Origin of the sequence: Marinomonas sp. BSi20584, assembly GCF_002792415.1 — a bacterium.
GTDB lineage: Bacteria > Pseudomonadota > Gammaproteobacteria > Pseudomonadales > Marinomonadaceae > Marinomonas > Marinomonas polaris.
Genome location: NZ_KZ454878.1, coordinates 166,914 through 186,137, shown reverse-complemented (window position 1 = coordinate 186,137; position 19,224 = coordinate 166,914). Strand labels below are relative to the sequence as shown.

Annotated in this window: 17 protein-coding genes; 8 read left to right on the top strand and 9 right to left on the bottom strand. The window is 42.6% G+C overall.

Translation table 11 applies throughout. The features are described from left to right. Positions 1-57: 57 nt before the first annotated feature. The 7 genes from cobA to TY87_RS11470 form a co-directional block, all read right to left on the bottom strand. Positions 58-801, bottom strand: a complete 744-nt coding sequence (gene cobA, locus TY87_RS11500) for a uroporphyrinogen-III C-methyltransferase (protein ID WP_012070928.1) — start codon at positions 799-801, stop codon at positions 58-60. A gap of 64 nt (positions 802-865) precedes the next feature. Continuing rightward, positions 866-2,167 carry a serine--tRNA ligase gene (gene serS, locus TY87_RS11495; protein WP_100187184.1) on the bottom strand — a complete coding sequence of 434 codons (1,302 nt, stop codon included), beginning with the start codon at positions 2,165-2,167 and terminating at the stop codon, positions 866-868. A gap of 67 nt (positions 2,168-2,234) precedes the next feature. Then, positions 2,235-2,606, bottom strand: a complete 372-nt coding sequence (gene crcB / locus TY87_RS11490) for a fluoride efflux transporter CrcB (protein ID WP_072840974.1) — start codon at positions 2,604-2,606, stop codon at positions 2,235-2,237. Then, on the bottom strand, positions 2,603-3,985 hold the full coding sequence (locus tag TY87_RS11485) for a replication-associated recombination protein A (RefSeq protein WP_100187183.1): 1,383 nt from the start codon (positions 3,983-3,985) through the stop codon (positions 2,603-2,605). The genes crcB and TY87_RS11485 overlap by 4 nt, the downstream gene beginning before the upstream one ends. After that, a complete protein-coding gene (lolA, locus tag TY87_RS11480) occupies positions 3,985-4,611 on the bottom strand; it encodes an outer membrane lipoprotein periplasmic chaperone LolA (RefSeq protein ID WP_232617116.1) in 627 nt (208 codons plus the stop codon). The genes TY87_RS11485 and lolA overlap by 1 nt, the downstream gene beginning before the upstream one ends. Before the next feature lie 67 nt (positions 4,612-4,678). Then, a complete protein-coding gene (locus TY87_RS11475) occupies positions 4,679-7,444 on the bottom strand; it encodes an FtsK/SpoIIIE family DNA translocase (RefSeq protein WP_442919210.1) in 2,766 nt (921 codons plus the stop codon). Positions 7,445-7,586: 142 nt separating this feature from the next. After that, a complete protein-coding gene (locus TY87_RS11470) occupies positions 7,587-8,549 on the bottom strand; it encodes a hypothetical protein (RefSeq protein ID WP_100187180.1) in 963 nt (320 codons plus the stop codon). A gap of 546 nt (positions 8,550-9,095) precedes the next feature. On the opposite strand from TY87_RS11470, the gene aat reads away from it, so the two are divergent. Then, positions 9,096-9,839 (top strand): leucyl/phenylalanyl-tRNA--protein transferase, encoded by a 744-nt coding sequence (aat, locus tag TY87_RS11465; protein WP_100187179.1) that lies wholly within the window; start codon positions 9,096-9,098, stop codon positions 9,837-9,839. A gap of 228 nt (positions 9,840-10,067) precedes the next feature. After that, positions 10,068-10,286: a translation initiation factor IF-1 gene (gene infA, locus TY87_RS11460; protein WP_012070936.1), complete on the top strand. Its 219-nt coding sequence runs from the start codon at positions 10,068-10,070 to the stop codon at positions 10,284-10,286. A 99-nt stretch (positions 10,287-10,385) separates the two neighbouring features. Here the strand turns inward: infA and clpA are convergent, their stop codons facing one another. Next, positions 10,386-12,641, bottom strand: a complete 2,256-nt coding sequence (gene clpA / locus TY87_RS11455) for an ATP-dependent Clp protease ATP-binding subunit ClpA (RefSeq protein WP_072840979.1) — start codon at positions 12,639-12,641, stop codon at positions 10,386-10,388. Positions 12,642-12,661: 20 nt separating this feature from the next. Further along, complete coding sequence (gene clpS, locus TY87_RS11450) at positions 12,662-13,012, bottom strand: ATP-dependent Clp protease adapter ClpS (RefSeq protein ID WP_012070938.1); 351 nt, start codon at positions 13,010-13,012, stop codon at positions 12,662-12,664. 318 nt (positions 13,013-13,330) lie between these two features. Between clpS and TY87_RS11445 the strand changes: the two genes are divergently transcribed. From TY87_RS11445 to TY87_RS11420, 6 genes are all read left to right on the top strand, one after another. Beyond that, on the top strand, positions 13,331-13,609 hold the full coding sequence (locus TY87_RS11445; RefSeq protein ID WP_072840980.1) for a cold shock domain-containing protein: 279 nt from the start codon (positions 13,331-13,333) through the stop codon (positions 13,607-13,609). A gap of 126 nt (positions 13,610-13,735) precedes the next feature. Further along, the gene (locus TY87_RS11440) at positions 13,736-14,464 is read left to right on the top strand and encodes a pseudouridine synthase (protein WP_100187178.1); all 729 of its coding nucleotides are present in this window, start codon (positions 13,736-13,738) and stop codon (positions 14,462-14,464) included. Then, positions 14,400-14,804 (top strand): NUDIX domain-containing protein, encoded by a 405-nt coding sequence (locus TY87_RS11435; RefSeq protein WP_100187177.1) that lies wholly within the window; start codon positions 14,400-14,402, stop codon positions 14,802-14,804. Before TY87_RS11440 ends, TY87_RS11435 begins: the two co-directional genes overlap by 65 nt. Before the next feature lie 76 nt (positions 14,805-14,880). Continuing rightward, positions 14,881-16,008 (top strand): tRNA 2-thiouridine(34) synthase MnmA, encoded by a 1,128-nt coding sequence (gene mnmA / locus TY87_RS11430; RefSeq protein ID WP_100187189.1) that lies wholly within the window; start codon positions 14,881-14,883, stop codon positions 16,006-16,008. Positions 16,009-16,025: 17 nt separating this feature from the next. Beyond that, complete coding sequence (gene hflD, locus TY87_RS11425; protein WP_100187176.1) at positions 16,026-16,655, top strand: high frequency lysogenization protein HflD; 630 nt, start codon at positions 16,026-16,028, stop codon at positions 16,653-16,655. A gap of 278 nt (positions 16,656-16,933) precedes the next feature. Continuing rightward, on the top strand, positions 16,934-19,156 hold the full coding sequence (locus tag TY87_RS11420; RefSeq protein WP_100187175.1) for an NADP-dependent isocitrate dehydrogenase: 2,223 nt from the start codon (positions 16,934-16,936) through the stop codon (positions 19,154-19,156). Positions 19,157-19,224 lie beyond the last annotated feature (68 nt).

The window sequence follows — 19,224 nt, the reverse complement described above, 5'->3', positions numbered from 1 at the left end:
AGGCTGATTAGGAGAGATGGTATCTACAAAAGCCTATAAAAATTCATCAATCCAATATCAATATTTACCATACCACTCTAATTTCTTCTGCAAGTTCACAACCTCACCAATTATCAATAATGCTGGCGATTTCGCTTCATTCACCACGGACACTTCATAGACATCTTGAATGGTGGACGTAAAAACGCGCTGCTCGCTGGTTGTGCCTTTTTCAACAATTGCCACCGGCATGGATGGACTCATACCAAAGCGAATCAACGACTGAGTTATGTCTTTAAGGCCTGTTAAGCCCATATAAATAACCAAGGTTTGCGCTGGATGCACCAACTCTTCCCAAGGTAACTCTGTCGTGCCGTCTTTCAAATGACCTGTGAGAAATCGAACCGACTGAGCATAATCACGATGCGTTAAAGGTATCCCTGCATAAGCCGCACAACCTGCCGCCGCCGTCACACCCGGAACCACTTCAAAAGGCACGCCCTCTTCAATCAACTCTTCAAGTTCTTCACCGCCGCGCCCGAAGATAAAAGGATCGCCGCCTTTTAAACGCACTACCATGTGGCCTTCTTTGGCCTTGGCAGCAAGTAGGCTGTTAATCTCTTCTTGCGGAAGGCTATGCAAAGACTTGGCTTTACCCACATACATTTTTTCTGCTGACTCAGGAATTAGCTCAATAATTTCTTTGCCAACCAAGCGATCATACAAAACCACATCAGCCATTTTTAATAAACGATATGCTTTTAACGTCAATAACTCAGGATCACCTGGACCCGCACCAATCAAATAGACCTTGCCCGTCATAACTTCCAATATCCACTCATACAAAAAAAGCCTCCGTTGAGGCTTTTTTATTAGAAAATTTAGCTTACGCTTTTTTCAAAACGGTCTTACCGCCCATATAAGGTACCAACACATCAGGAACGCGCACGCTACCATCAGAATTTTGATAGTTTTCAAGTACGGCAACTAATGTACGACCTACAGCCAAACCTGAACCATTCAAGGTATGTGCTAATTCTGGACGGCCTGTTTCTGGGTTACGCCAGCGCGCTTGCATACGACGAGCTTGGAAATCCCACATATTTGAGCAAGAAGAAATCTCACGGTACTTACCTTGACCTGGCAACCACACTTCAATGTCATAAGTTTTGTGTGCAGAGAAACCAAGGTCGCCACCACACAAGATCACAGTTCGGTAAGGAAGCTCTAGTTTCTTCAAAATCACTTCAGCGTGACCAACAAGCTCTTCAAGTACTTGTTCAGAAATATCTGGGCGACAAACATGAACTAACTCAACTTTTTCAAACTGATGCTGACGAATCATGCCACGAGTATCGCGACCATAGCTGCCAGCTTCACTGCGGAAACAAGGTGTATGAGCAACAAATTTCTTGTGCAAATCAGCGTCATTTAAAATTTCATCGCGCACCAAGTTCGTCACTGGCACTTCTGCCGTTGGAATCAGGTAAAGATCGTTATTTCCGCTGTCTTTATCCACTGGCACTTTAAACAAATCTGCTTCGAATTTAGGTAGCTGACCTGTTCCTTTTAGGGAATGAGCGTTTACCAAGTAAGGTACATACACTTCAGTGTAACCATGCAAATCAGCATGCGTGTTGATCATAAACTGAGTCAAAGCACGATGTAGGCGCGCCAAATCAGAATGCATAACAGCAAAACGAGAACCGGTAATTTTTACCGCCGCTTCGAAATCCAGCATCTCCATTGCTTCACCTAGATCCACATGGTCTTTTGGCTCAAAATCGAATTGCTTAGGCGTACCCCAACGACGAACTTCTACGTTATCGTCTTCAGTCTTACCTTCTGGTACAGATGCATGAGGAAGGTTTGGAATGCCTTCTAACAAATCTTCCAATTCTTCTTGAACTTGTGTCAGCTGTGTTTTAGCCGCTTCAAGATCATCACCTAGTGTTGCTGTTTGTGATTTTAGTTCAGCCGCTTTATCTTTATCGCCAGACTTCATCGCCTGACCAATCTCTTTGGACACTGAATTTCGGGCTTGTTGCAGCTGCTCAGTTTCTACTTGAATGGCTTTACGACGCTCTTCTAAGGAAGAAAAAGTCGCCACATCCAACTCGTAGCCTTTCTTTTTAAGTTGAGCCGCAATGGCTTCTGGGTCAGCGCGTAATGCTTTAATGTCTAACATCTGGGCAACAATATCCTTCAATCAGTGTGTATAAATAAATTAGGGTGTCTTCAAACAATAACAGGGATCAAAAAAAACGAGTAACGGCCATACCAGCCGCTAAACCAGCAATTCCTAAAACACAACTCAATAATAAATAGCTTACAGCACTTAGCCAAGCCTGCATGTTAATAAGAGAGACAATTTCCAAAGAAAAAGTAGAAAAAGTGGTAAATGCCCCTAAAAACCCAACCATAATCAGAGGCCGATACGGTTCAAGGGATGGCATGCGTTCGCTTATCACTACAAACGCCACGCCCATCAACACACAACCTAGTACATTAATTAGCATAGTGGCGAAAGGAAAATGATGATTCCAGTAGATATTGACCCATCTCGTCATACCATAACGGCTCAATGCGCCAAACGCACCACCAATGGCAATCATAAAATACATCATTCTTCATCCCCTTGAGCTAAGCCTTGCGAAAAAGAGTCATAACGTTGTAATGGGCTGTGATTATCTAAATCAGACAACCAAGCAAGCTTGTCATTGATTTTTTTCTCTAGGCCGCGATCTGTCGGCTGATAATAACGCATATTGACCAATTCTTCTGGCATATAGTTTTCACCGGCGGCGTAAGCATGCTCTTCATTATGAGCATAGCGATACTCATCGCCGTGCCCCATGCTTTTCGCCAAGGAGGTAGGTGCATTACGCAAATGGGCAGGCACTTCATAACTGGGCTGTGCCGCGACATCAGACATTGCTTGATTAAAGGCTTTATAAACTGCATTACTCTTAGGTGCGCACGCCATGTATACAGCAGCTTGCGCAATAGCACGATTCCCTTCACCCGGACCAACTCGCTCAAAGACATCCCAAGCGTTTAAGCCGATTTGCAAGGCTCGCGGATCCGCATTACCAATATCTTCTGATGCAATAGCTAGTAAGCGACGCGCTATGTACAAAGGATCACAGCCACCATCGAGCATACGCGCCATCCAATATAAGGCACCATCAGGCGAAGAGCCACGAACGGATTTATGAAACGCAGAGATTTGATCGTAAAATACATCGCCTTTACGATCAAAACGACGAACACTGCCACCCAGCACATCTTCCAACTGCTCTTGAGTCACCTTACTTCCTGGCTCCACAAGATCAGATAATATCTCTAAGAAATTGAGGCCTCGACGAATATCACCATCAGCGGCTTGAGCCAATACAGACAGAAAGTAATCGTCTATTTGAAAACCACTTTCTTGAGAGTAGGCGGCAATGCCTTGTTCGTGATTTTTCAAGGCTCGCACAAGCACAAGCTTAACCTCATCTGCGCTCGGTGTTTTCAAGCGATAAACACGCGCTCTAGATAGCAATGCAGAATTCAATTCAAAGGCTGGGTTTTCCGTGGTTGCACCAATAAACAAAAAGGTGCCATCTTCAATGAAGGGCAAAAAAGCGTCTTGCTGTGACTTATTAAAACGATGCACTTCATCGACAAACAAAACCGTCTGAGTGCCGCTCATCTGACGCAGATTTTTTGCTTGATCTACCGCCGCACGAATTTCTTTAACGCCAGACATGACGGCTGAGATTTCAATAAATTGTGCATCTAGGGCATGAGATAGAAGCTGAGCGAAAGTGGTCTTCCCTACTCCCGGAGGACCCCAAAGAATAAAAGAATGGCAATGACCTGTTTCTACCATTCTTCGCAATGGTTTTCCCGGACCAACCAAGTGCGACTGCCCAATATAATCATCGAGACTAGCAGGTCGCATTCTGGCTGCCAGAGGCTGATAACCTCCTGCAGGTATGTCCGAAAAAAGATCCTTCATTACTGACCTTCTACAATCACATCCACGTTAGCAGGTAAGTCTAGGACAAAATTTTCTTTCGCCACGCCTTCATGTGTCTCAACATTTTTAAACTCAATCACCGTTGTTTGTCCTAGCGCATCCAAGATACTCATCGCGCTAATCACTTTATTACGAAAAGACAGAGTCAATGTTTGAAATAAGTCTTGGTCCTCTTTCGGCGCTAAACGAAATTTTTCATCGCCAAGCGTTGTCACATTGTAGTGTGGAAGCACTTCTGCCGCTGGCTGCCCCAACAATGCAGCTGGAGAATTACCTACCGCACCAGACAAAGGCTTCTTCGTCGCTTGCTCTAAATCCACATCCCAAACGGTAATATATTTACCATCAGAAATAATACGCTGTGCAAAAGGCGTCACGCTATCCCAAACAAATTGATTAGGCTTTGCAAGAAGAAAAACACCTTCACTTACTTGCAGCTGCTTACCTTTTTCATCATAAGTGACTTGTCGAAACTCACCTTCAATATTACGGTTCAACTCTAACAAACTTTCTATCGAGCTGGTTGCATCGGCTGCTTGCACCATCGCTGTCTGAAAGACCGTTACGATAGTAAACATAGCCATAGTGACTAATTTATTTAACAAGTTGTATCTCCATAAAAACATTAAAAATAAGAGTTCCGAAAAACAAGAACTCTTGAACCATCATTCTTTATTCTGGAATCAAAATATCACGCTGTCCGTTGGTCCCCATTGGGCCAACTAGACCAGCAGCTTCCATCGATTCAACCAAGTTAGCCGCTCTGTTGTAACCGATTTTTAATCGGCGCTGAATAGAAGATATCGAAGCTTTACGCGTTTCAATGACAATTTTCACAGCATCATCATAAAGTGCATCTTTATCTTCTCCACCGCCGTCCGTCATGAGATCTTCAGGGTTCACCACCACATCCTGGATGTAGTCTGGCTCGCCTCGTTGCTTCCACTCTTCAACCACCGCATGCACCTCTTCATCAGAGACAAAAGCGCCATGCACACGAATTGGAGTTGGCAAACCTGCGGGTAGATACAACATATCCCCCATACCCAACAGCTGATCTGCACCGCCTTGATCAAGAATCGTTCGGGAGTCAATTTTCGAAGAAACCTGAAATGCCATACGAGTTGGAATGTTCGCTTTTATTAAGCCGGTAATAACGTCTACAGAAGGACGCTGTGTAGCGAGAATTAAGTGAATCCCAGCAGCACGCGCCTTCTGTGCAATACGAGCGATTAGTTCTTCCACTTTTTTGCCGACAATCATCATCATGTCGGCAAATTCATCGACTATGATTACAATGTAAGGCAAAGGCTCTAAATGTGGCACAGTGCGAGCGACACCATCTTCTGAGAACATGGCCATTTCAGGCTGCCATAATGGATCTTGAATTGGCTTACCTGCTTCAATAGCATCTCGCACTTTTTTGTTGTAGCCCGCGATGTTTCGCACACCTAATTTCGACATTAGTTTATAGCGGCGCTCCATTTCATCTACCGACCAACGCAAGCCATTAGCAGCATCTTTCATGTCAGTGATAACCGGCGTCAAAAGGTGCGGAATACCTTCATAGATCGATAATTCAAGCATTTTTGGGTCAACCATGATCATACGCACTTCATCTGGCGTCGATTTTAGCAACATACTTAAAATCATGGCGTTAACACCAACCGACTTACCTGAACCTGTTGTACCAGCCACCAACACGTGAGGCATTTTTGCTAAGTCAACAACAACGGGTTCACCTGAAATATCATGACCAAGCGATAAAGTTAGTGGCGAAGACGATCTATCGTAGGCATCGCAATTAATCACTTCAGAAAAATACACGGTGTCACGAACCTGATTAGGAATCTCGATCCCGATGGTCGATTTACCAGCAATCACCTCCACCACTCGCACACTCATCACACTCAAAGAACGCGCAAGGTCTTTAGCTAAGTTGGTAATACGGGAAACTTTCACACCTGGTGCAGGCTGAATCTCAAAACGAGTAATAACAGGGCCAGGGTTAACTTCAACCACATCTGCTTTTACCCCAAAATCCTGCAAGCGCTGCTCTAGCAATTCAGATAATGCCAATAATTCATCTTCTGAATAACCACCCTGCTTAGGCTTAGGAGTAGTTAATACCGAGCGATCTGGTAACGAATAAGCCTCTATTTTTTTGTTACTGTCTACTTCATCTGCATAAGGACCACTAAGGGAATCTAGCTGTTTAGCTTCAGACAGAGTACGAAATGCAGGCTTATGTGCTGGAGGAATCGTCGAAGGCTGTTTGTCATCATTAAACAGCATGGCATCAGCTTGCTCTTTAGAAATACTTGAGGGAACAACCTCTTGCTTATCCTCATCCTCCCATTCAAAAGGCTTCGCTGCTGTTTGTTTAGGTTGAGCAATCTTGTCTTTTGCAGAATCATCATGTTTTGCTGACCAAGACTCTTCGATATAAAGAGTATCGCCAAAATTGACGTCTTTATCATCAAAGGATAGGCCGTCAACAGACAAATCATCTAAACCACCAAACGCAGGCTCTTCATGAGTGATTGGTAAATCCGCGTGCGATTCATCTGCTTTAGCAGATTTAGATCTTGAAAACAGAGAAGGCAAACGAAACCTCGATTTCTTACCTTCCTCTAGATGAGATTCCTCACCTAATGAATCTTCAAATAAAACGTTAGGATTTGACTGCTCTTTAACGACAGGCTCAACTTTCGTCGGTTCAATAGAAGCTTTTCTTCTCTTTCTGACAATCGCAGGTTCCTCTGCTTCATCAGCAATATTAACACTGTCAGCAGCGCTGGCTTTTTTACTGGCTTTTGCTTCACGGCTATTCGCCCATTTTTGGCGAACATACATAACAAAGGTGTAAGCCCTCTCCCCTAAACTGTCCATCACCCCTAACCAATGAACTTGAGACAATAAAGTAAAAGACAAAATCACCAAAGCCAAACTAACTAAGGTTGCACCATCATAACCAATAAAGCCATACAACAAGATCCCAAGGCCACGCCCCAATATCCCACCAGTACCATATTGCAATGAAGGCTCACCAACCGTATGTAAAAAACATAAAACAGAGCCAAATGATAAATATAAGATGCTACCAACAGTACAAAGCAAAGCATTATTAAGTGGCAACAAAGAGTGTGGGTTACGCCATATGATTATAGCAACCCAGAAAAACAAAGGAGGCAAAGAATAAAACAAAGATCCAAAAAAGCCAGATGCTAAATCAGCAAGAATGGCACCAATTGGCCCCATAGAGTTTTGAGTTGCAGCGCCGCTACCTGAATAAAACCAACCAGCATCATCTGGGTTGTAGGTATAGGTCGCCAAACCAAAGAAGAATAAAAATAACAAAGCCGCAATAAATGCCGCTTGCTTGGCAAACATATCCCAAATTGGTGATCGTACCGACTCACTCATTTTTTCTGACAAAACGCGCCTTCCTATCTTATGCTAATCAAAACATGCCCCATACAGCTGAGTCATAAGTTCGCTAAGCTTACCATAAAAAAAGCCAACCCAAAGGGCTGGCTTTCGCTTTTACTAAGAAAGGCTTTCTTTATGAAGAAAAGTCTTAGAAGAAAACTTTAACACCAACAGTAGTTTGCTCTGCGCCATTTGTATCAGAACGAGCAGCTAGATCACCAGCGTAGTTTTTCACGTAGTAAGTCAAATCACCAGCTACATATTCAGCAATGAAATAAGTACCATCTGGCTTACCAGTAGATTCTAGATCTTGAGAGTACTCTAGAGTAAGAGTCAATGCATCTGTAGCAGCTAAAGCAACAGAAGCTGTTACTTGCTCAACATCTGTAGTTGTTGTAGTTGAAGTTTTAGTACCTTTCTCGCCAACACCGTAGTTCAAAGACAAAGTTGCAGGACCTGCAACAGTCTGAACACCAACGTTAACTGCGTTTGCATCGCCTACAACACCACCAGAAAGACCAGCTTTAAATGCACCAAAATCCATAACATAAGATGCAGCAAAACCAATTTCAGATTTCTTAGCGTCTACAGCCGCAACAGATTCATTAGCAACTGTAGCTGGATCATCTGCTACTGCAGAAACAGCTTTGACAGAGTCAGTTGCTTCCACGGCAATAGTTAGCTCAGGAGTTACTTTATAGCGGATACCTGTGTTATCTGTATCGCCTGCAGCGGTTTTAAGATCTACACCACCAAAAAGCTCATCCATACCCATGAAAGAACCAGTTGCAACAGTACCATCAAAACGACCGAAAGAAACAGCGCCTTGTTTCACGTACAGTTTTTCCATGCCGATCTTAGTGCCTTCGTCTACACCAGTAGTTTTCACTTCAAGCTCAGCGTAAACAATACCAGTATCAACGTGCAGCTCTAGTTCACCAAGATCAGTACCATCAGCAAGATCTTTAACGGCTTTAGAATCACCGTTGTAGGTAGTGTATTCAACACCAGCCTCACCAGTGATGATAGCATCAGCAGCGAAAGTAGCAGTAGAAACAGCAGCCGCAACAGCAGTTACCGCAAACACAGAAGCAAGTTTAATCGCTTTCATTCAAGATTCCCCTTTATATTATATAATATGGTCTTGTAGACCTATCGATCGATTTTCATCTAACCAAGAAACGTTGTTAAATCAACGACTCATGTATCTTAAAACCTATCAGTTTCACTTTCATGACAGTTGTCAAAAAAGCAAATATCTTGTAGTTCCGAATACCGCATTCGACTTATCTTTTCGAATTACTGTTTAGGACTGCACCGATTAAAACCAAGTTTTCCATTACGGGTCAAGCACTCCTTGCACTTTTTTTCTTTTTTTTTTCATTTTGCACCCTTTTTTGGACGAAAAACACCCAACAAGAGCCTTAAAGAACATTTTTCTTAAGTTATTCATGCACATTAAAGACAATTAAGAATAACATTGTGTCAATAAGTAGCAAGAACAATATCTTTTCTTGCTCAATCTTAATTATCGGTGCACAGCTTTTTTTCTTTAGTTTTTTTAATAAAAAACATCCAAAGATAGTTTTTATGATTAAAAAAACTATAATCAGTAAATAAAAATGATCCGTAAAAAAACTGGGAACACAATCACCTCATGTCAGCTTCCACTAACAGTGAAAAGCACGAACTCATATTACTATCAGAGTCACCGTACGACACACCAAACCCAAACAAAGCACTAGACGACCCCGAAGGGTTATCCGCCATCGGTGGAGACCTTTCTTCAACACGATTACTCCATCTCTACAGCAAAGGTTTTTTCCCTTGGTTTAGTGATCCTGATCCTATTTTGTGGTGGCACCCTGAACAAAGATGCACACTCAATCCAGATCACTTCCATATTTCAAAATCGCTAAAAAAAGCGATAAAAAAAGATCAATGGCTATTTTCTGTCAATCAAGAGTTTGAGTCCGTAATCGGCTATTGCTCGGCCCTTCGAGCCGACAAGGAAGGTACTTGGATATCAAAAGACATTAAAAATGCTTACACCAAATTACACAAATTAGGCTATGCACACTCCATTGAAATTTGGCAGAAAAATAAACTCGTAGGTGGGTTTTACGGCATAGCAATGGGCAATATGTTTTTTGGTGAATCTATGTTTTCACTCATTCCAAATGCATCCAAAATAGCCCTAAAAACATTCTGCGAACTAACCAAGGACTGCGGAATTGAGTTGATAGACTGCCAAGTAGAATCAGATCATTTACTGTCTCTAGGCGCAAAAAAAATGCCCAGAGAAGATTTCTGTGATGTTTTAGAACAACTCATCCCAAACATAAAAAAGAACTCAGTTCTCATAAGTATTGGCAAAAAACCTGAAAAACAACCGATTTAGCTCAAAAATAGACACCATGAAAACGCAACTAGGTTTGCCTTACGCTGCGTTTTTAGGCAAAATACGCTCGATCAAAATTCAGACGTCGCTAAATACACAATCATGATTAAGCTATTTAGCGCTCAATTGACCAAAGAGGAACATCTTTCCTCTTCGTCTGCAGACCTCCTCTTAGGTATGGTCGGCGTCTACTAAATAATAGTAAGTTAACACCATAGGACACATATTGTGGCAAAAGAAGAAGGCTTAGAAATGGAGGGCACTATCATTGATACGTTGCCTAATACCATGTTCCGTGTCGAACTAGAAAACGGACACGTTGTAATTGCACATATCTCTGGAAAAATGCGTAAAAACTACATCCGCATTTTGACTGGCGATAAGGTAAAAGTTGAATTAACACCTTACGATCTTTCAAAAGGCCGTATCGTTTATCGCGCACGTTAATTTAAGCAACCCAGCATGGGCAGCTTAAATTGATGTCATAAAAAAACCGGACCAAGTCCGGTTTTTTTATGACATGACAGTTGCATTATTTTATAAAAACTAATGCACAACAGCCTCTTTGATGACTTCAAATTTCAATTCATCACTCTTTTCATCCAAAGCCACTTTAACATGGCCACCATCATGAAGATCACCAAAGAGGATATGATCCGCTAGAGGCTTCTTCAAATGCTCCTGAATGACACGAGCCATTGGACGCGCACCCATCTGACGGTCATAGCCTTTATTGGCTAACCAGCCTCTGGCAGTGTCTGAGACCTCTAGCAAGACACCTTTCGGGTCTAACTGCGCCTGTAGCTCCACCAAGAACTTATCTACCACGTTAAAGATAATACGTTCATCCAGTTGCTGGAACTGAATAACAGCATCTAAACGGTTTCTAAATTCAGGTGTAAAGGTTCGATTAATAACCTCCATACCATCCGTCGAGTTATCTTGACTAGAGAAGCCAATTGAACGACGAGCCAACTCTTGAGCACCAGCATTCGACGTCATCACTAAGATCACATTACGGAAATCTGCTTTGCGTCCATTGTTATCAGTCAAGGTGCCATGATCCATTACTTGCAGAAGCAAGTTAAAGACCTCTGGGTGAGCTTTTTCTATCTCATCCAATAATACAACACTATGAGGATTTTTCGTCACAGCTTCTGTCAATAAACCACCTTGGTCAAAACCAACATAGCCTGGTGGCGCACCAATCAATCGAGATACCGCATGGCGTTCCATGTACTCAGACATATCAAAGCGAATCAGCTCAAGGCCCAATTGCTTGGCTAGCTGCTTGGTCACTTCCGTCTTACCAACACCTGTTGGACCAGCCATCAAGAAAGAACCGATAGGTTTCTGTTCAGCTTTTAAACCAGCACGAGACAACTTAATCGCAGCAGACAAAGCATCAATAGCATTATCTTGACCGAAAACAACCATTTTCAGATTACGCTCAAGATTAGACAGTACTTGCCTATCATCAGAGTTAACCGCTCTCACAGGCACTCTGGCGATCTTAGAGACGATATCTTCAATATCTGCAACCGTGATAACCGCTTTACGCTTACCTTCTGGCTGCAAGCGCTGGTAAGCTCCTGCTTCATCCACAACATCAATCGCTTTATCAGGCATATGACGATCTGTCACATAACGCTGAGCAAGCTCCGCTGCCGCCAATAAAGCTGGCTCTTCGTATTTCACTTTGTGATGTTCTTCAAATGCACCAATAATGCCTTTCAAGATTTGATAAGTATCATCAACACTTGGCTCGTTTACATCGATTTTTTGGAAGCGACGCGCCAAAGCATGGTCTTTTTCAAACACACCACGAAACTCTTGGAATGTTGTCGAGCCAATACAACGCAAGCCACCAGAACTCAATACCGGCTTAAGGAGGTTGGAAGCATCCATTACTCCACCAGATGCAGCACCCGCACCAATAATGGTGTGAATTTCATCAATAAAAAGAATCGCATTCGGTAATTTTTTCAATTCGCCTAGCAACTGCTTAAGACGTTTTTCAAAATCACCTCGGTATTTGGTTCCTGCCAGTAAAGCACCTAAATCTAGGGAATAAACAACACCATCAGCTATAACATCTGGCACTTGTCCATCGACAATACGTCGCGCTAACCCTTCAGCAATGGCAGTTTTACCAACACCTGACTCACCAACCAGCAAAGGATTGTTTTTACGACGACGAGAAAGTGTTTGTATCACTCGCTCCACTTCGTATTCACGACCGATTAATTTATCGATCTTTCCAGCTTTGGCTTCTTCGTTAAGATTGGTAGCGAATTTTTGTAACGGCGCAGTCGCTGTATCTTCTGCTTCGTCATCATGATCCATGTCTTGAGAAGAGGCTTCGCCAGTTTTAGAAATACCGTGGGCAACGTAATTGACAACATCAATTCTTGCCACACCATGTCGTTTTAGTAAGTAGACTGTTTGACTTTCTTGTTCGCTAAAAATAGCCACCAGCACGTTTGCACCTGTGACTTCGCGCTTACCAGAAGATTGAACATGGAAAACTGCACGCTGTAATACGCGCTGAAAACCTAAAGTTGGCTGAACTTCACGTTCATCGTCGTCTTCAGGGATTAGAGGTGTCGTACTATCAACAAATTCCTCAAGCTCCTTACTTAAGGTATCTAAATTCACACCACATGCTTTGAGGACGCTTGAAGCAGCGCCATTTTCAATAAGAGCTAATAATAAATGCTCAACCGTCATGAATTCATGGCGCTTGTCACGCGCTGCTTTAAAAGCCGTATTCAGGGTTTGTTCTAGTTCTTTATCTAACATTGCTATTCCCTCACTCTGAATCAGTCAACCTTTTGTAGGTCGCACATTAAGGGGTGCTCATTTTGTTCCACGAACTGTTGTACCATTGCTACTTTGGTTTCAGCAATATCAAAAGGGTAAATACCGCAAACTCCTTTCCCTTTTTGATGTACTTCTAACATTACCTGATTAGCTTTCTCCCCATCCATAGAAAAAAACCTCTGTAAAACAAATACGACAAAATCCATTGGCGTATAGTCATCATTAAACAACACCACCTGATACATTGAAGGTGGTTTTAATTCGGTTTCTTCAGGAGCAATTGCAATACTGGAATGCCCGTGTTGCTCATCATCTTCTGATACTAGTCTAATTTGTTGATCTGTAATCATCCCATGCCTCTGAGGCTACAATTTTTTACGCAATTTGCCAAAAGTTGACTCATTACTACTTATATACGACTTTTTATGAGTAATAGATTACCACTTGGATTTTACAAATACTAAAAGGGCTTCTACGCTCTTTATTGGGGTGACCAAATGTGCAATCAATGTTTACAAATGAAATTCTAGCATTGATTGGCCAAAAACAATTTGCACCTATTTAGCAATCTACGCTATCCGAGCTATGTTTTTTAACGCGCTTATCGTCATCATTACTCATTTTTGATGATATAAGCAAACATCGACTGAGTGGATAAGGAGTGACTCATGCATCACGGATCAGTGAAGTGGTTTAACAACGCAAAAGGCTATGGTTTTATTGTGTCGGAAGATTTTAATGAAGATTTATTTATTCATTATTCAGCCATCAATATCGAAGGCTACAAAACGCTAAAAGCAGGTCAAGCGGTAACGTTTGACGTTGAGCCAGGAGAAAGAGGCCTGCATGCGATTGAAATCAATCCAACAATACCTAAACAAGAGACTAAACAGGAAGCTAAACAAGAGGACGCTCATTCCAGCGATAAAAACACTCAACTAGCATAAAAAGAAACATCATCGCTATCCTAAAGCGAATTTGTTATCTTACTCCTCATCTTGAGGAGTAAGATAAGTGCCCTTTTATTCCATTTTTTTGACTCCTTCCTTTCTTCCCAATCATATATTGAACCCATGCCCTCTAACTTAATTTTATTTAATAAGCCTTTTCGAGTACTCAGCCAATTTTCTGCAGAAGGCGATAAGTCTACTCTTGCGCAATACATTGAAATACCTGAGTTTTACCCTGCAGGTAGATTAGACTTTGATTCTGAAGGCCTTTTACTTTTGACTAATCAAGGTGCATTACAACATGTGATAGCATCACCCGATTTCAAGCTCCCCAAAACTTACTGGGTTCAGGTCGAAGGCGAGATTTCGCCCGAAGCTTTAGAAAAACTAAGACAAGGCGTTGAGCTAAAAGACGGCCTCACCAAGCCAGCACAAGCTGAACGTATGGCAGAACCAGACGTTTTGGAAAGAGTTCCTCCGGTTCGCCATAGGGAAAACATCCCTACTAGCTGGCTATCACTGCAAATCCGCGAAGGTAAAAATCGACAAGTTCGACGAATGACAGCCGCAGTCGGTTTCCCTACGCTTAGATTAATTCGTTATGCCATTGGTCCTTATACTCTAGAAAATACAATAGTAGGCCAATGGAACTTCATAGAGCCAACCGACAATTTATTAAAAGAGGTTAATCAGTTTGAAGAGCAAAGAAAGAGAAAGGCTGCCTCATCTAACCGTCGCAGCACTGGTCAAAAAAGACAACTCGGATCCAAAGGAAACAAAATATCTCATGGTGAAGGAGTGGCAAGACGGAATACTCGTCCTAAATCAACCAGCCGGTCACATCGAAAATAACGAAAGCGCCATAGAAGCGGTGATTCGTGAAACAAAAGAAGAGTCTGGCTGGATTGTGAAACCCATTGGCTTACTTGGTATGTATGCTTTTACACCTTACGAAGGTGCTGACACTTATCATCGCCTATGTTTTTTATGCGAAGCTGTTAGTGAAACCAACGAACCACTCGATAAAGATATTGTTTCTAGCAACTGGTTAACTTACGAAGAAATCATGGCACTAACTCATCGCAGCCCATTAATTAAAGCCTGCATTGAAGATTCGCAAAACAACCCCATTATTTCCTTATCATTCTTGTCAGATCAGTACTTGTCGCCTGTGCCGAGCACTCAAAAATGAAGTACAATGTGCAATCAAATTAACTGAGGCCATGCCTCTTCGTATTACTAAATTAACAGTCGAGAAAAAACCGGTCATGAAAGAAAGCCACTACCTAACAGATCAACCAGCCAATCACGATAAAAAAGTCATTGTGGGCATGTCTGGCGGTGTCGACTCCTCCGTATCAGCACTTATTCTGATGCAACAGGGTTATCAGGTTGAAGGCCTATTCATGAAGAACTGGGACGAGGACGATGGTACAGAGTATTGCACAGCAAAAGACGACCTTGCTGATGCTCAAGCGGTATCCGATAAACTTGGCATAAAACTGCATACAGCTAACTTCGCATCAGAATATTGGGACAATGTCTTCGAGCACTTTCTGGCTGAATACAAAGCTGGCCGCACGCCAAACCCAGATATTTTGTGTAATAAAGAAATTAAATTCAAAGCGTTTCTAGAGTACGCCATGGCATTAAATGCCGACTATATTGCCACTGGACATTATGTTCGTCGTGGAGAAAAAGACGGCGAGCCGCTGCTGCTAAAAGGTTTAGACGGCAATAAAGACCAAAGCTACTTTTTGTACGCGGTTGGCAAAGACGAAATTGCCAAGACACTTTTCCCTGTTGGTGAACTAGAAAAACCAGAAGTGCGCCGCTTAGCAGAAGAGTTTGGCTTAGTTACTCACAACAAAAAAGACAGCACCGGTATTTGTTTCATCGGCGAACGTCGCTTCAAAGATTTTTTAGAGCAATACTTACCCGCTCAACCGGGTGATATAGAAACCCTTGAGGGTGACAAAATTGCTCGTCACCACGGTTTGATGTATCACACTATTGGCCAACGCCAAGGTTTGGGCATTGGCGGTCTAGCTAAATACTCCGACGATCCATGGTATGTAGTTGAGAAAGACCTAGAGCGCAATGTTTTAATCGTAACGCAAGGCGGACAACACGAGTCGTTATTTAAAACGCATTTAATTGCCGACAACTTCGATTGGGTTGCAAGAAAAAAACCAGCTTTTCCGCTAACGTGTAAAGCAAAATGCCGTTATCGCCAACCAGATCAAGAGTGTACCATCAATGAATTAGCCGATGGCCGTGTTGAAGTATCCTTTGTAGAACCTCAACGAGCAGTCACTCCTGGCCAATCCGTGGTGTTTTATCTAGATGAAGTTTGTCTTGGTGGCGGCATAATTAACGTCGCCTTTAACAAGTAATTATTGAGAGAGAAAGCGTGAGTAGTAGAGAGAAAGAGCAAACCATCGCCCTGTCCGCCATATTTCAAGCGGCAGAATTGGTGTCGATTTTAGCGAAAACAGGTCAGGTGGATAATGCCAGCCTACAACCATTACTAGAAAGCCTATTAATGGTTAACGCAGCCTCTACTGAAGATATTTATGGTGGCCAATGGGATTGCTCAACCAATCTTGCCCTGGGAAGAAAAATCTCTCGACAAGCCTTAGGCAAAGAACGCAGCAGTGTAAATCCTGACACTCTCAGATATGCACTTAGCTTAATTCATCTAGAAAACAAACTGGCTAAGACACCAGAGATGCTGTCCACTATTGGGCAAAAAATCGCTCAAATCGAGCAGAAAAAAGCCCATTACGAGAGCGTTCTACACGAAAACATGTTGGCGTCGATTTCAGGAATGTATCAAGACACCTTGAGCAAGTTATCCTTTCGTATTCAAGTACATGGCGACAGTCGTTTTTTACAGCAACCACAAGTTGCTAACCAAGTTAGAGCCACTCTAATGTCTGGAATTCGTGCTGCCATGCTATGGCGACAACTAGGCGGTAAACGCTGGCATTTGATTTTTAAACGAAAAGCATTATTGAATGCACTAGAGTCACGTCATTAATGCTTAAAAGACCCACTGGGTCTTTTTTTATGCCTAATAAATAACCTTTAACGGGCGGTTGGCAATCAAAGTGGTTGAGCAAAAGCCTCAGCGAATAATTGAAATCAATTTCCACTATATCTGAGAGCCAATATCTCTAAGTTGTTTTTTTATGTAGTATATCGTACAAATTTTTAACCTGTGCGGGTTAACCTGTAAGAGCAGTTTAAATTAGGGAATGGCGGCTAAAAGTCATCTTCGATTCAATAGGCTAATGCCTGAAATTTTAGGGGAATTACATGTCAACGAAACAAACCATTTACTATACATTTACTGATGAGGCGCCAGCTCTGGCAACCGCGTCTCTACTTCCTATCTTTGGCGCTTTCGCCAAAGAAGCAGACATCGAATTAAAACTGACAGACATATCTTTGGCTAGTCGTATTATTTCTGCTTTTGCAGACCTACTTCCGGCAGACAAACAAGCTGAAGACGGCCTAAAATTCCTAGGTGACCTAACCGCAGACCCTGAAGCAAACATTGTTAAGCTACCTAATATCAGCGCTTCTTTGCCACAGCTGAACGCTGCAATTAAAGAGTTGAATGCTGAAGGTTACGGTCTTCCTGAATATCCAGAAAACCCACAAACAGACGAAGAAAAAGACATTCAAGCCCGTTACTCTAAAGTTCTTGGTAGTGCAGTAAACCCTGTACTACGTCAAGGCAACTCTGATCGTCGCGCACCTGCAGCAGTTAAAGGCTTCGCTCGCAAAAACCCACACTCAATGGGCAAATGGAGCAAAACATCAATTTCACACGCTGATTACATGCGTGACGGTGATTTCTACTCTTCTGAGCAGTCCGTCACTATGGATACAGCGCAAACAGTTAGCCTAGAATTCGTTGGCGCAGACGGCTCCGTTGAAGTGAAAAAGTCACTTCCTCTTCTTGCTGGCGAAATCATCGACAGCATGAACATCAGCACCAAAAAGCTTCGCGCTTTCTTTGAAGCGACATTACAAGAAGCAAAAGAAGACAACATCATGTGGTCTGTGCACTTAAAAGCAACCATGATGAAAGTCTCTCACCCAATCGTATTTGGTCATGCGGTAACCGTTTTCTACAAAGACGTTTTCGAGAAATACGGCGAGCTTTTCAAAGAAATCGGCGTTAACCCAAACAACGGTTTAGGTAGCGTTTACGACAAAATTCAAAGCCTTCCTGAAGCGAAACAAGAAGAGATCAAACAAGCCATTCAAGACGTTTATAAAACACGCCCTGAACTAGCGATGGTTGACTCTGACAAAGGCATCACTAACTTGCACGTACCAAGTGACGTAATCGTTGATGCCTCTATGCCAGCGATGATACGTAACTCTGGTAAAATGTGGGGCCGTGATGGCAAAGCACACGATGCTAAAGCCGTTATTCCAGACAGCACTTACGCTCGTATTTACCAAGAAACTATCAACTTCTGTAAAACAAATGGTGCATTCAACCCCGTCACCATGGGTACCGTACCTAACGTTGGCCTAATGGCACAAAAAGCAGAAGAATACGGTTCTCACGACAAAACGTTCGAAATAAAAGCCGATGGTGTGATGCGTGTTGTAGATGCAAACGGCAAAGTTCTAATGCAGCACAATGTCGAAAAAGGTGACATCTGGCGTGCATGCCAAACTAAAGACGCGCCAATCCGTGATTGGGTGAAATTAGGTGTGACTCGAGCTCGCCAATCTGACACTCCTGCTGTGTTTTGGCTAGAAGACGAACGTGCACACGATAACGAACTTCGTAAAAAAGTAGAAGCTTACCTAAAAGACCATGATACAAGCGGTCTAGACATTCGCATCATGTCTTACAACGAAGCAATCCGTTTCTCTATGGAACGCATTATTCGTGGCAAAGACACTATTTCAGTAACAGGCAACATTCTACGTGACTACCTGACTGACTTGTTCCCAATCTTGGAATTAGGCACGTCTGCGAAAATGCTGTCTATCGTACCAATGCTAAACGGCGGCGGCATGTATGAAACTGGCGCAGGCGGTTCTGCTCCTAAGCACGTACAACAGCTTATGGAAGAAAACTACCTTCGTTGGGACTCTTTAGGTGAATTCCTTGCAGTAGCGGTATCTTTCGAAGAACTTGGTATCAAGCACAGCAACGAGAAAGCAAAAATTCTTGCTAAGTGCTTAGATAAAGCAACAGGCAAATTACTAGACACTAACAAGTCTCCTTCTCGTAAAGTTGGCGAAATCGATAACCGTGGTAGCCATTTCTACCTAGCGCTTTACTGGTCTCAAGAACTTGCTGCACAAACTGAAGATGCAACATTAGCGGCGAAATTCGCGCCTCTTGCAAAACAGTTAGCAGACAACGAAGACAAGATTGTTGCTGAACTAGCAGCAGTACAAGGCAAACCTTCTGGCCTATCTGGTTACTACCACATGGACCTAACTGAAGTCGCTAAGATCATGCGTCCTAGCACAACCTTCAATACAGCATTAGCAACGCTTTAAGTCTATTTATTAAAGCCAAGTAAATGACATAAAAAAGCTCGAGTAACTCAGTTACTCGAGCTTTTCTT

Excerpts from the sequence above, each read along its gene's own strand:
- cobA (WP_012070928.1), bottom strand. The coding sequence starts at position 801 with ATGACGGGCAAGGTCTATTTGATTGGTGCGGGTCCAGGTGATCCTGAG.
- serS (WP_100187184.1), bottom strand. The coding sequence starts at position 2,167 with ATGTTAGACATTAAAGCATTACGCGCTGACCCAGAAGCCATTGCGGCT.
- crcB (WP_072840974.1), bottom strand. The coding sequence starts at position 2,606 with ATGATGTATTTTATGATTGCCATTGGTGGTGCGTTTGGCGCATTGAGC.
- TY87_RS11485 (WP_100187183.1), bottom strand. The coding sequence starts at position 3,985 with ATGAAGGATCTTTTTTCGGACATACCTGCAGGAGGTTATCAGCCTCTG.
- TY87_RS11470 (WP_100187180.1), bottom strand. The coding sequence starts at position 8,549 with ATGAAAGCGATTAAACTTGCTTCTGTGTTTGCGGTAACTGCTGTTGCG.
- aat (WP_100187179.1), top strand. The coding sequence starts at position 9,096 with ATGTCAGCTTCCACTAACAGTGAAAAGCACGAACTCATATTACTATCA.
- clpA (WP_072840979.1), bottom strand. The coding sequence starts at position 12,641 with ATGTTAGATAAAGAACTAGAACAAACCCTGAATACGGCTTTTAAAGCA.
- clpS (WP_012070938.1), bottom strand. The coding sequence starts at position 13,012 with ATGATTACAGATCAACAAATTAGACTAGTATCAGAAGATGATGAGCAA.
- TY87_RS11445 (WP_072840980.1), top strand. The coding sequence starts at position 13,331 with ATGCATCACGGATCAGTGAAGTGGTTTAACAACGCAAAAGGCTATGGT.
- TY87_RS11440 (WP_100187178.1), top strand. The coding sequence starts at position 13,736 with ATGCCCTCTAACTTAATTTTATTTAATAAGCCTTTTCGAGTACTCAGC.
- TY87_RS11435 (WP_100187177.1), top strand. The coding sequence starts at position 14,400 with ATGGTGAAGGAGTGGCAAGACGGAATACTCGTCCTAAATCAACCAGCC.
- mnmA (WP_100187189.1), top strand. The coding sequence starts at position 14,881 with ATGAAAGAAAGCCACTACCTAACAGATCAACCAGCCAATCACGATAAA.
- TY87_RS11420 (WP_100187175.1), top strand. The coding sequence starts at position 16,934 with ATGTCAACGAAACAAACCATTTACTATACATTTACTGATGAGGCGCCA.